This is a genomic window from Flavobacterium sp., from assembly GCF_049240005.1.
Taxonomy (GTDB): Bacteria; Bacteroidota; Bacteroidia; order Flavobacteriales; family Flavobacteriaceae; genus Flavobacterium.
Window position 1 is genome coordinate 13,860 of record NZ_JBMLTK010000010.1, and the last position, 12,678, is coordinate 26,537.

Below are 12,678 nucleotides of genomic sequence, written 5' to 3' on the forward strand. Positions count from 1 at the left end.
TATTTAACAGCTTAAGCTCAACTGATAAATCGAACTCCGATTTAAAAGCTATTAATCGTTTGCCTAATGGCCACCAAACGTGTCATTAAACCTTCAAAATAGTCGAGGTGTAGCATGTTGGCACCGTCGCTTTTGGCATTTGCCGGATCGAAGTGTGTTTCAATAAAGATACCATCGACACCTACGGCGATTCCTGCTTTCGCAATCGTTTCAATCATGTCGGGTCGGCCGCCCGTAACTCCCGCGATTTGATTAGGCTGTTGCAGGGAATGTGTTACATCGAGCACGGTGGTTGCAAACTGCTGCATCGCCGGGATACCGCGGAAATCGACAATCATATCCTGATAACCAAACATACTTCCACGATCGGTGGCCATTACGTTTTGATTATGGCAGTCAAGTACTTTCTGCACTGCGTGTTTCATACTTTCCGGACTCATAAACTGTCCTTTTTTCAAATTCACAGTTTTACCGGTTTGAGCTGCGGCTACAACCAAATCGGTCTGACGTACTAAAAATGCCGGAATTTGCAAAACATTAACAAATTCTGCAGCTTTAGGAGCATCTTCGTTGGTGTGAATATCGGTTACTGTTGGAATGTCGAATGTTTGTCCAACTTTTTGAAGAATTTTCAAAGCTTTTTCATCTCCGATACCCGAAAAACTGTCGATTCGGCTGCGGTTTGCTTTTTTGAACGATCCTTTAAAAACGTACGGAATACGTAGTTTGTCGGTAATACCAACCAGTTTTTCAGCGATGCGAAGTGCCATTTCTTCGCCTTCGATAGCACACGGACCCGCTAATACAAAAAAGTTTCCGCTTTCTAAATTTTTAATTTTTGGAATATTCGAAAGTTGCATAGTTATTTTTTAAGAGTTAGACCAACAGGTACGGCAATTCGGCCTTTGGCAAATATGTTTAAGTAGAGTACAACGGGTTTTAGTTGCCCGTCCCAGGTGAGCTCGTAGCGGTTTAGCAATCCAACACCAATATCATTGCGTTTGGAGGGAAACGGACAACAATCGTCGATCTTGCGAAATCGAATTTTTTCACCTTTCGGACCCGCCAAAGCATTCAAAAATCGAAATTGATTAATGGTATCGTTTTTTGTGTTTTGAAAAAAGACATTTATCGGATAGTCTTTATCGTAACCGTATTTAGGATTGGTGCTTATGTCAGTTATGACAAAATTTCCGACCGCATTAAGTTGCAAGTCCGGCGCATTTTCATCCACGTTTTTTAAAGTCGATTTTGTGCTAACGCACGCACTAAGTACTACGGCAATAAGCAAACAGCCAATTACTTTTTTACGCATATTATCCTTTTTGCGTTTTCGATTTCAAAAAGTACGCCACAATTGCTGAAACCACTATTCCAAAAGAAATACTGCCAATTGCAGAAGTAATCAAATAGGTATTCATGTTGAAATAAGAGCTTGCCGTTTCCAACGTTCTTCCATGAACCTCAATTTGATACTTAATTTGATTGGCAAAAAAGTCGGGCGAAACTACCTTTAAAGAAAAGAAGACAGCGGGTATCGACATCAATGCAGCAAAGATTGCCATTACCGAACCCGATAAGAATCCCTGTTTCCAATCCATTTGGTTCTTGAAAAAGCTACTTTTCTTTTCTCTTAAAGCTAGATAATAGACCAAAACCGAAGGTAGTACCACTATATTCGTATAAATAGGATGCTGATCTATGTGCTGATCGTGTAAACCGGCCGCTCGTTCAAGGGCAATCCAAACTATGCCGAGTACTGTAAGAATGAAGGCCCACTTGTATTCAATTTGAAAATTCTTCATTGTCGAGAGTTTTTGCAAAATTACACGATTTCATCGGGCTTTTGTATAATTGTACCTTGTGTTAAATTTTAAAAATATTCTGCTTACTTTGCAGCTCAATTTAAAACGCATATCATGAAAAGTTTCTTTAAAGTTGGCCTCCTTTTTTGGTTTTCTGCCCTTGTGTTAGTTTCGTGTGGTAGCGACGACAACGGACCAACCACGCCAGCTTCTATTATCGCAAAATGGACACCAACTCGCACGGTTATTTCGGCAAATGGAGGGAATATATCTTCAAATTACACTGGTAACGAACCTGGTTGCGACAAAGATTACATTGAATTTACCGCAGGAAATGCCTTTAACAATGTCGTGTTTTTCAGAGATGCTACAAACACTTGCACAGCGAGTGCTGCTGAACCAGCAACATATACCAAAACAGAAAACACTCTTGTGATTACGGGCGATATCTACGGTGGTTCTTATCAAATAGTTCGATTAACAAATACCGAATTGCAAATTGAAATAGAAGAAACAAACGCTGGAGTTACCACAAAAACTACGCGCTTTTTCACTAAAGTAGCACAATAACGATAAACCAAATAATCCAAACCGAAAGCATCTGAAAGAAATTTCAGGTGCTTTTTTATGACTTTTGAATCTCGGCGCTCAGTCCGGCATCGTGCAAAGCACTGCATTTTGGTGCCAATTCTTCTAATCCACCCGATTTCACAGTGCACTGTCCTTTGTAATGAACCAAAATGGCACATTGCTCGGCTTGAATCGGCGTATGTTCACAAACGCGAATCAGCGTTTCAATCACGTGATCAAAAGTGTTTACATCGTCGTTATACAACACCAATTCGTACGTATCGGCAATTTTTTCGAGAACGTCGGTTTCAAATTCGGTTAATTCAAGCGGCATAATCTTTCATCTAAATTCAATGGTTTGCAAAAGTACTAATAAACGGCTGTTCAACAAATGTCTCGCGAGATCCATCGGAAACAAGCAGTTTTCTGTAATTACGGAAAATTCGCCTACTTCATTGAGCGTAACTGTAGCGAGACTTTGTTTACTCCAAGTAAAGATGTTTCTCTATTTATTGATTTTTTGCCATCAGCTGGCGATTCTTTAAGCGCACTCATTTTTTATTGATTTTAATCAATTTGTATCATTTCCTCTTGTAACACCTTTGCCCAAAAATACAAGTACAATGAAAAAATTGGTGTTCTCTTTTTTTATGCTCTTAATTTTGCAAGTTCAGGCGCAAAATGGTGTTATTCGAGGAGTAATCACAGATAAACAGTCTGAAAAAACGATCGAAGGAGCTGTCATTACCTTACTCGGAAACGACGGCATCACAGCAGTTTCCGATGCGTTTGGCCGCTTTAAACTCGAACAAGTGCCGCTTGGTCGACAAAGTATTGCCATAGATGCCACAGGTTATGAAAGCAGCGTTTTGCCCGAATTAGAAGTTGTTTCAGGAAAAGAAGTCTTAACAAACATTGCACTCACCCAAACCTTTAATGAACTTAGCGAAGTTGTAATCGCAGCGCCAAACAACAAGGCAAAAGCGATCAACAAAATGGCTGCTGTTTCGGTGCGACAATTTTCGCCAGACGAAGTTAACCGATATGCCGGCGGACGAAGCGATGTGGCACGTTTAGCATCGAACTTTGCCGGTGTTTCTACCGCCGATGATAGTAGAAACGACATTATTGTTCGCGGAAATTCATCGACAGGTTTGTTGTGGCGTTTGGAAGGAATTCCAATTCCGAGTCCGAACCACTTTTCAACTCTTGCCACTACGGGAAGCCCGGTTTCAGCATTGAATCCGAACGTATTAGCAAATTCCGATTTCTTAACGTCAGCATTTCCGGCAGAATACGGTAATGCGCTCGGAGCCGTTTTTGATTTAGGATTACGAAAAGGAAATTCAGAATCATACGAATATACAGTAGGTGTGGCAGCGTTTCCTGGTGCCGAAGCGCTTGCCGAAGGTCCGTTAGGTAAGAACGGCGGTTCGTTTCTCGTGGCAGCACGCTACGGAATCGTTGGTTCACTTGGCTTGGCTGGAACCGCTGCACAACCAAATTATAACGATGTAACCTTTAATTTCGATTTCGGACGCAGTAAATTAGGCCGGTTTTCAGCTTTCGGAATACTCGGAAATTCAAACATCGATTTGTTAGGAAGGGATGTCGAATTATCTAGCGACGACCTTTTTGCAACCCGTGATGAAGACAGTTTCGTAGAATCGAGATTTGCCGTTCTGGGTGTCAAACAACAAATCGAACTCGGCGAGCGTTCCTTCCTTAAAAATGTGGTAAGTGTTTCGACTTCAGGGAATTTATTCGACCAAGATCGCTATTTCAATCTCGAAACGCCTGAAGAGTTTAAAATACGTTGGACAGAAGCCGACAATACCGAAAGTCGCGTAACACTTTCTTCTTTATTCAATACCAAATTATCGCGAAAAGCAACAATCCGCGCGGGTGCTTTAGTAGAATTCTTCCGACTAAATTCCGAATTATCGGATCGCGAACAACAAGCAGATACCGATAACGATCAACTTCCTGATTTTGTAAATCTTATTGACATCGATGGAAATTACACCGTTTTTCAACCTTATGTGCAAGGACAATTTCGACTTACCGAAAAACTCTTGTTCAATGCCGGTATTCACGGCCAGTACTTTTCGCTAAACGAACAAACTGTTGTTGAACCGCGATTTTCAGCGAGTTATTCGCTAAACCCCAAGAGCAATATCAGCTACGGTTACGGACTACACCACCAAAATGTAGCTGCTCCTATTTTATTTCTAAACCAATACGTAGACGGTGTTGCCATTCAGTCGAACAGAGATTTGAAATTGGTGCGCAGCCAGCATCACGTTTTGGGCTACGATTACCGTTTTGGAAAAGATTGGCGATTGAAAGTTGAGGTATATTATCAAGACATCGATAACGCAGCGGTAGAACGCGTGCCAACTGGTTATTCGTCGTTAACAGAAGGCGCTGATTTCGGATTTTCGATCGACAAAACCAACTTAGTTAGCGAAGGTACAGGCTACAACAGAGGTATGGAATTAACTTTGGAAAAGTTCTTTAGCAAAGGATACAATGCGCTAATAACCGCTTCTACCTTTGAAAGCAAGTACAAAGGAAGCGATCAAGTTGAACGCGATTCGCCTTTTAATAACGGATATATTCTCAATGTTTTAGCTGGGAAAGAATTCAAAATTGGAAAAGCAAGAAAGAACGTTTTTGCCATAAATACCAAGTTTACCACTTCCGGCGGACGCTATTACACGCCTGTCGATTTACAAGAATCTATAGCGCAAGGCTATGAAGTTCTCGACGAATCAGCGTATTATTCAGAACAATACGACGCTTATTTGCGACTCGATTTAAAGTTCTCTTTCAAATTTAATAGCGCTAAGAAAAAGAGTTCACATCAGTTTTATATTGATTTTCAGAATATTACAAATAATGAAAACGTCTTTACCCGAGATTATAACCGGGTAACGCAGCAGGTAAATCAGATCGACCAAATTGGTTTTCAACCGGATTTCGGATACCGTTTCCAATTTTAAAATCAATTTGTACGCTGCAAAACCACAACGACAAATAAGTTAATGGCTCGATAAACAGAAGTTTACGTTTTTTTAGTTAGTTTGGAATGGGATTGTAAGAGTCTGCGAAGTATCTTTACCAAGCAGACTCTTCCTTACCCGTTTTTCTGGTTATAATACAATCGATTAAAATACGCATGTACACGAATTTACATATTTTTTTACAGCGATTTGAAGTTTTAACTGAGGAAGAAATTGCCGCATTTATCTCCATCTTTAAGCCTATGGAAATCCGAAAACTCGATCATCTTTTTGTAGAAGGCGAACGGGTTTCTCGCATTTACTTTTTGAATGAAGGCATCATGCGCGGGTACTTAAATACGGCTACCGGCGAAGTCACCTCGAATTTTTATTTCGGTCCGACGATGTTCACCGATTTAATGGCCGTTCGTGCCGTTGAACCCACAAAAATGAACGTGCAAGCCTTAAAAGATGCAGTTTTAATGCAGGCTGAAATGAGCGATCTCGATGATCTAATTGCCTTACATCCCAGAATGGAACTCATCTTCTTTAAATTCTTAGAACATCTGTATCTATTCGGATTGCTTCGACAACACTCCTTTATCTTCGATTCGCCCCAAGAGCGCTACCTAAAGTTGTTTAACGATCGCCCGAAGGTAATCGCCGAAATTCCACAACGTTTCATTGCATCCTATCTCGGCATGACACCCGAAACCTTAAGTCGCGTGCGGAAACGAATCTTTAAAGAATTGTAAAATGAAACACTTTCAGCAATTTATCGAGACGTTTTGCCGTATCTCAGCTCAAGAACGCGAAGATTTAGAAGCGCTCTTCGAACCGGTAACCATCAAAAAAATGGATCACGTATTTACTGCCGGCGATTCTATTCGAGATTTAATTTACTTCGACGAAGGTATTTGTCGCGTTTACTTAATTAAAGACGGCGAAGAATTTACCACCAAGTTTCTTACCGGCCCATGTATTTATGCCGAATTGTTCTCCATCAGAAACAATACGCCAACGTTTATCAACATTCAATCTATAAACGTAACGTGTTATTACCGCGCTAGTTTTGCTAAAGTGGAAAAAATGATGCAAGATAACGCCAACCTCCGAAAGCTCTTTTTAAAGCTGTACGAGCACATTTACATTTTGGGCACCAAAAGACAAATATCTTTTATCAAAGATTCGCAAACCGAACGCTATTTTAAACTGCTTACCGAACAACCCGAACTACTTCAAACAGTTCCCTTACAATTTATCGCTTCTTTTTTGGGAATGAAACCCGAAACTCTAAGCAGAATCAGAAAGAAAATGAAATAATCGTGTCGAAAGAACTACAGCTAGCCTTCTAGAAGTGGCACGCCGATTCGTTTCCTCTACAACTTCACATATTTCATGGCTACCCAATGGTTGCGCTCTTTTACCAACTGCTGTGACAGTCCGAGCGAAACACATTTTTCATCCATAACCGGAATGTCGTGCTTGTAAAAGCCGCTCAGTAAAATAGTGCCACCTTTTTGTAGGTATTTAACATAAGTAGCTAAATCCTGCAACAAAATATTTCGGTTGATGTTCGCAATAATCAGGTCGTACGTAACGTCAAGGGTTTCGAGTGTGCTGGCATCGCCCAAAAACACGCGAATATCAGGCGTTTGGTTGCGTGCAATATTCTCGAGTGAATTTTCATAGCACCACGTATCGTTGTCGATTGCATCGACCTTTCCCGCCGATTTCTTCGCAGCTAAAATCGCTAAAATCGCGGTGCCACAACCCATATCCAAAACCGTCTGATTTTCAACCGAAAACTCCAGCAAATGTTCAATCATCATAAAGGTAGTCTCGTGATGTCCGGTACCAAAACTCATTTTCGGCTCAATAACAATCTCAAAATCAGCATTTTTTGGTTCATGAAATGGCGCACGCACATAACATTTTCCGTTTACATCAATCGGTTCAAAGTTTTTTTCCCACTCCTCATTCCAATTTACTTGTTCAATTTTTTCGATGCGATACGTAACGCTAAAAAACTCATTTTCTAAAAAATCAAAGGCCATTTCAGCGCCTGCATCCGGCATATTTTCTTGAATATAAGCCGTTAAGCCTGTTTCAGTTTCTTCAAACGATTCAAAGGGAAGCGCTTCTAAAGACGCCAAAACAATATCGGTGCCCGGCTGTACCGGATTAATTGTAAAATGATATGCAAAATAATGCTGCGACATGCCAATAATTTTCTGCAAAAGTACTCGCTTCTGGTCTAAAAAACCGACATATATCAATAATTGTTCATCGCTTTTTTAGTTTTTTGGGCGGTCCGGCGGCAAACGTCTCGTGGAAATCCATAGCCGCCGTCAGGCCATCCGCTACAAACTTGTTCACTTGTTTTGCAACAGTCAGGCGTTTGCAAGCGCTCCTCTCGTCGCGTTGCCACTGCCGTCAGTTGTCAAAACAAGCTCCAAGGTTTTTCGCTGCTGTCCTTACCGCGAAAGTCGTTTCCCAAAAATCCGCTGCCATCAAGACGTTTTCACGCCAACAATTTCCGTTTTATAAGCTTGTGGCAAGCATTGTAATTTAGCTATTTTTGTGCATGAGATTTTTTGTAACTGCGTGCTTAACGTTTGCCACGGCACTTGCGTTTGCCCAACGAAAGCCCGAAACGCCTAACAACGACCTAAAGCTGTCAACAATTCCGTATTATTCATTCGGAAAGGGAATTGGTATTACCTCGCCCGACAGTTTATTTCAAATGAACATCCGATTTCGGATGCAAAATCGCGTTACGTATCTCGACGAAGAAGATGAAAAGCCTGCGTACGACGGGCAAATACGACGTCTTCGCCTGCGATTCGACGGCTATGTGGGCAGTCCCAAATTTTTGTACGCCATACAACTTTCGTTTGCGCCCGGCGATGTAGGCGAAGTGCAAGAAGGCGAAAACATCAATATCATTCGCGATGCGGTAGTTTTTTATCGCCCGTCAGCTAAGTGGAGTTTGAGTTTCGGACAAACGAAACTGCCCGGAAACCGACAGCGTATCAACTCATCCGGTGCACTTCAACTCACCGATCGAACCATTAATAACGCGCGTTTTACCATCGATCGCGATTTCGGTTTTCAAGCGCATTATCTCAACGAAAAGCTCGGAAAGCCGTCCTACAATCTGAAAGCGGCTTTATCCACCGGAGAAGGACGAAATGTAACCAATGGTTCCGACGACGGTGTAGCTATAACGGGTAAGGTAGAGTTGTTTCCGTTCGGTGCTTTTCAGCGCGACGGAACCAATTTTGAAGGCGATTTAGTGCGCGAAGCCAAGCCCAAATTGTTGCTTTCGGGCGCTTTTCAACAAAACAATTTAGCAAAACGAACCCAAGGACAACTCGGCGACGATTTGTTTGCACCACGCACCATGCGCTCGGTCTTACTCGACGCGATGCTCAAATACAACGGCTTTTCGCTGATGAGCAGCTACATGTCGCGTTCAACCTCCGATACGCCAATTACCGTAAATCCGCTCGACGCTACGGATATTCGTTACGTTGTTGTTGGAAACGGTTTCGATTACCAAATGAGTTATTTATTTCGAAACGACTTCGAACTAATTGGTCGGTATTCCATTCAGAAATTAGGTTCCGAAATCAAGGCATTTCTACCCACTACCAAAGAGTACAGTTTTGGCGTTACCAAGTATTTACGCGAGCACGCCTTTAAATTGCAGGCCGAAATTAATTACGACGACCTCGATTTTGCCGACGGTAGCAACCGCAGAAATTGGTATTTACGCCTGCAAGTTGAAATGGGAATTTAGCACTTGAGTTCGATTCATAATCTTGGCCAGAATGCTTGACATGAACAACTTCCACGCTAAATCGCTAAACGGCAGCCTACTCCGGTAGATTTTTTTGGGTACCACAGTATTCCAAATCAAATCTGCTTGGTAATCAATCCCTTATCTATTTTCTGAACTTAGTTTTTAAATCGAACTAAGGTTAGCACGTTTTTGCGCACATTTTCGGGTTAGGGATAGCAGCAGAAATGAAAGTGCGCTGTGGGTAGTTTTTGCCACTGGAAAACGGCGACCACAGAAGCCGGTTTGCGGCGTGCAAAAACACCCATTCGGCGTGCTTGAATTGCCGCGAATAGCCCGACGGCGCCGGAGGAACGACCCGCCGGAACCCCCAAATTATTCTCATTTAAATTTTTATCTGTGAAGGCGCGCATCCAAACTGATTTTTGAACGCTTTACTGAAGGCAGCTGTGTCGGCAAATCCGGTTAAGAGAGCAACTTGACTTACTTTTTCGCCTTGCAACAAGAGTAGTTTGGCGTGTAGGAGTCTTTTTTTAATGAGATACTGAAAAGGCGTTACCAAAAATGCGGATTTAAAACGGCGGATGAAATCGTATTTCGACATACAAGCGAGTTGTGTAAGCTCGGTTATGGTAATGACTTTCAGGAAGTTATCGTCGATGTACGTTTTTGCATTGAGCAAATTGCGGAATACGGTTTCGTTGACTAGTTGCTTTTTGTACCGCAGCTTAGAAAATTGTTCGAAAATGAGCGATTGGTCGCGTACGATACTTTCGCCGATGCTGTAGAACAGTTCGTGTGAGAGCAAGCTGTTTTGATTTTCGACCAGCAGCAGCCGTGAGAGCTTGTTTAATTGATGTCCGAGGTGCGTGTGTTGCGCTTTATACTTGTTAATCAGGAATTTGTCGGATAGAATAAAGTTTCTGAAGTCGGTGGTGTCGAAAATACTGTCGGTTATTTCGGTTATAATTTCCGGTGCAATATCGATGCAGAGTCCGACGGTTTGTTGATTTATGTGTACCTCGCTGTATTGGTTGTTGTTCCCGATAACGTATTCGCCTTGTTTTACGAGGAATTTCTTTCCGTTGATGACGTACGTTTCGGCTCCTGAAACCACGAATTTCGCAGCTATTTGATTGAAATGCGTACTACCTTCGAAGCTCTGAAAGGCAGAAATTCGAATTTGGTTGTTATGGGCATCGCTGTACACGTGTTTGTTCATCGAGTTCAGATTTCAAAACATTAGTAGCATTTTTTCTAAAAATGTAACAGCATCTTGCCGTGAATCTGGATTTTATCTCGATGAAAATCGGGTGGTTTTAATTTTAAAACTTTACGATTTTAAGTTTTCGAGTAGTATTGAAAACGTTTTTCTCCGAGCAGTAACCTTAGGGTTGAAATTTCTCCAAAGCAGATGAATGGCTTGATTTTCGGCTAATTCGGGAGTTCGAATACAGCGTTCTACACCTTTTTTGATTACGGTGCGGTAAAACTCCGACATGATTAAGGCAGTTACTCCTTTATTTTGGTATTCTGGTGCTATGCCTATCAAGTAAAAAACAGCGTCTTTACTAGATTTTCTTGCCTTTAGTAAATGAAATATACCAAAAGGGAACAGCTTTCCGTTTGCTTTTTGCAAGGCTTGAGCGTAGCCAGGCATAACAATCGCGAAAGCAATCATTTGGTTTTGGCTATTGAAAACAAACTTGATGTATTCTGGATTGATGAACGAAATATACTTTTTCTTAAAAAATTCTTTCTGCCGCTCCGAGACAGCTACAAACGACGCTAAATTTTTATACGACTCGTTAAACAAATCGAACATTTGATCTACATATGGCATGATGTCTGCCGTGCGGTCGAAATTTTTAGAATATACTCCGTAACGTTTTTTAACTAATTCTTCGCCGCGATACAGTGGTTCGGGATCTACGTCCTTGACGAGAAACGTACTTTCGATGTATTCTTTCTCTGTTTGGAAGCCAAGTTGTTCTAAATGCGTGATATAATACGGAGCGTTGTACCAGGTTACGGCAGTACCCAATTCATCGTAACCAAAAGTTAAGGCACCTACTTTATCGAGGTTTGAAAATCCGATGGGTCCTTCTACCATAGCAAGTTGGTGTTTTCGACCGAGTTCGTAAACTTTTTGCAACAAGGCTTTGGTGACTTCGATATCGTCGATTACATCAAACCAACCGAAGCGTACTTTCGACTTTTTCTGTTCGTTTACTTCTTGCCAATTGACGATAGCAGCCACACGTCCAACGATTTCTTTTCCGCGGTAAGCGAGATAAAATTGCGCTTCTGCATGATCGAAAGCCGGATTGTTTTTTTTGTCGAATGCCGCTAGTTCATCGTTTATTAAAGGTGGAACGAAGTAGGGATTATCGCGATACAATTTCATCGGAAATTTGACAAAATCAGTAAGTTCGCTTTTGCTTATCGCTTCTTTAACAGTAATCATAGGTGCTATTTAGTTCCAGTGGGTTGAGGTACAGTTTCTTCACCTTTTTTCCCTTTCTTTTTCTTTTTCTTTTTCTTTTTTCCTTTTTTGTCCTTGTCTTTATCTTTATCTTTTCCAGATCGAATCAGAACCGGTTTGTAGTTGTCGTCAAAACGCCAAGCAATACCAACACTCGCATAGAACACAGTCGGTGTATCTTTTAGATTAGCGGTAATTGAACCATCTAATTGTATATTTTCCTTCACTAAATAGGCAGCACCGCTTCGAAACAGTACGTCGGCGTAGAAGTCGCTACTGTAAATCTGACTTTCGAGAAATCCGCTCCACTTTTCTGAAAATCCGCGTGTAAGAGTAATTACGCCACCAAGCGATGGATAATCAGTAGTTACTTTATCTGCGATGATGTTGGTAACCAAAACCAAACCGCCGCTGAATTGATTTTGCGTAATTACCATAAGTTTTGGTGAAATAATGGGATCCGATTCAAATGTGTATGGATTGTCGAAGTTCAAATTAACACCACCATACACCGCTACGGCCGGGATTAACTGCCGCCATTTGAATTTATATTTGGCTTTCCAACTTTTAACGTTCGGCTTTTCCTCGTAGTTTTTGTAGGGATCGTACAACAGGTATTTCGCACCAATGATGGTCGATTTCAACGAGCGTCGGTTTTCAGTTCCAAACGGCGTGACAAATTGATCGCCTTGGTATTGTGTTTCGAAAATCCCTTCTAATTCTTCCTTGTAAATTCCCCAGCGTAAAACCGCTTCCAGACCCAAACCTGTAGAGGTTGTTTGCAATAAATTGTGCTCTTCTCGAAAAAAATACGTGCCACCTTCGGCTTGAACAACCGATTTACCGACAGAAAATGCTGCCATCGATTTTCCAGGACGGTTTGAGTTTATGACATCAGTAAATTGTCCGTGAGCGAGAACAACTGTTAAAAGGGCAAGAAGGAGCAGACGGTTTCTAAGCATGAGACCTTTGTTTAAGCGTAGTTTCAAAAGTATCATTTTTATTATT

The 12,678-nt window shown here is 41.5% G+C and carries 13 protein-coding genes; 5 read left to right on the top strand and 8 right to left on the bottom strand.

Annotated elements, in window-relative coordinates; translation table 11 throughout:
* Nucleotides 1–41: 41 nt before the first annotated feature.
* The 3 genes from kdsA to ACOVQQ_RS00685 are packed head-to-tail and all read right to left on the bottom strand — an operon-like array spanning nucleotide 42 to nucleotide 1,805.
* Nucleotides 42–860 (bottom strand): 3-deoxy-8-phosphooctulonate synthase, encoded by an 819-nt coding sequence (gene kdsA / locus ACOVQQ_RS00675; RefSeq protein WP_421816511.1) that lies wholly within the window; start codon nucleotides 858–860, stop codon nucleotides 42–44.
* Between the two features lie 2 nt (nucleotides 861–862).
* Entirely contained in the window at nucleotides 863–1,315 is a 453-nt protein-coding gene (locus ACOVQQ_RS00680) for a 2-dehydro-3-deoxyphosphooctonate aldolase (RefSeq protein ID WP_421816512.1), read from the bottom strand.
* 1 nt (nucleotide 1,316) lies between these two features.
* A complete protein-coding gene (locus ACOVQQ_RS00685) occupies nucleotides 1,317–1,805 on the bottom strand; it encodes a DUF4199 domain-containing protein (RefSeq protein ID WP_421816513.1) in 489 nt (162 codons plus the stop codon).
* Between the two features lie 114 nt (nucleotides 1,806–1,919).
* Between ACOVQQ_RS00685 and ACOVQQ_RS00690 the strand changes: the two genes are divergently transcribed.
* On the top strand, nucleotides 1,920–2,375 hold the full coding sequence (locus ACOVQQ_RS00690; protein ID WP_421816514.1) for a lipocalin family protein: 456 nt from the start codon (nucleotides 1,920–1,922) through the stop codon (nucleotides 2,373–2,375).
* Between the two features lie 55 nt (nucleotides 2,376–2,430).
* On the opposite strand, the gene ACOVQQ_RS00695 is transcribed toward ACOVQQ_RS00690, so the two are convergent.
* Nucleotides 2,431–2,709, bottom strand: a complete 279-nt coding sequence (locus ACOVQQ_RS00695; protein ID WP_421816515.1) for an ATP-dependent Clp protease adaptor ClpS — start codon at nucleotides 2,707–2,709, stop codon at nucleotides 2,431–2,433.
* Between the two features lie 289 nt (nucleotides 2,710–2,998).
* Between ACOVQQ_RS00695 and ACOVQQ_RS00700 the strand changes: the two genes are divergently transcribed.
* The 3 genes from ACOVQQ_RS00700 (at nucleotide 2,999) to ACOVQQ_RS00710 (ending at nucleotide 6,703) form a co-directional block, all read left to right on the top strand.
* Nucleotides 2,999–5,380 (top strand): TonB-dependent receptor, encoded by a 2,382-nt coding sequence (locus ACOVQQ_RS00700; RefSeq protein ID WP_421816516.1) that lies wholly within the window; start codon nucleotides 2,999–3,001, stop codon nucleotides 5,378–5,380.
* Nucleotides 5,381–5,556: 176 nt separating this feature from the next.
* Nucleotides 5,557–6,135: a Crp/Fnr family transcriptional regulator gene (locus ACOVQQ_RS00705; RefSeq protein WP_421816517.1), complete on the top strand. Its 579-nt coding sequence runs from the start codon at nucleotides 5,557–5,559 to the stop codon at nucleotides 6,133–6,135.
* A 1-nt stretch (nucleotide 6,136) separates the two neighbouring features.
* Nucleotides 6,137–6,703, top strand: coding sequence for a Crp/Fnr family transcriptional regulator (locus ACOVQQ_RS00710; protein WP_298143374.1), 567 nt, complete (start codon nucleotides 6,137–6,139; stop codon nucleotides 6,701–6,703).
* 56 nt (nucleotides 6,704–6,759) lie between these two features.
* On the opposite strand, the gene prmA is transcribed toward ACOVQQ_RS00710, so the two are convergent.
* Nucleotides 6,760–7,602 carry a 50S ribosomal protein L11 methyltransferase gene (prmA, locus tag ACOVQQ_RS00715; protein ID WP_421816518.1) on the bottom strand — a complete coding sequence of 281 codons (843 nt, stop codon included), beginning with the start codon at nucleotides 7,600–7,602 and terminating at the stop codon, nucleotides 6,760–6,762.
* 365 nt (nucleotides 7,603–7,967) lie between these two features.
* Between prmA and ACOVQQ_RS00720 the strand changes: the two genes are divergently transcribed.
* Nucleotides 7,968–9,185, top strand: coding sequence for a porin (locus ACOVQQ_RS00720; RefSeq protein WP_421816519.1), 1,218 nt, complete (start codon nucleotides 7,968–7,970; stop codon nucleotides 9,183–9,185).
* 385 nt (nucleotides 9,186–9,570) lie between these two features.
* Here ACOVQQ_RS00720 and ACOVQQ_RS00725 read toward each other — a convergent pair whose 3' ends face one another.
* The 3 genes from ACOVQQ_RS00725 to ACOVQQ_RS00735 all read right to left on the bottom strand — a co-directional run bounded on the left by ACOVQQ_RS00725 (nucleotide 9,571) and on the right by ACOVQQ_RS00735 (nucleotide 12,659).
* On the bottom strand, nucleotides 9,571–10,407 hold the full coding sequence (locus ACOVQQ_RS00725) for a helix-turn-helix transcriptional regulator (RefSeq protein ID WP_421816520.1): 837 nt from the start codon (nucleotides 10,405–10,407) through the stop codon (nucleotides 9,571–9,573).
* Nucleotides 10,408–10,518: 111 nt separating this feature from the next.
* Nucleotides 10,519–11,652: a GTP cyclohydrolase gene (locus ACOVQQ_RS00730; protein WP_421816521.1), complete on the bottom strand. Its 1,134-nt coding sequence runs from the start codon at nucleotides 11,650–11,652 to the stop codon at nucleotides 10,519–10,521.
* A 5-nt stretch (nucleotides 11,653–11,657) separates the two neighbouring features.
* Complete coding sequence (locus ACOVQQ_RS00735; RefSeq protein ID WP_421816522.1) at nucleotides 11,658–12,659, bottom strand: transporter; 1,002 nt, start codon at nucleotides 12,657–12,659, stop codon at nucleotides 11,658–11,660.
* Between the last annotated feature and the right edge of the window lie 19 nt (nucleotides 12,660–12,678).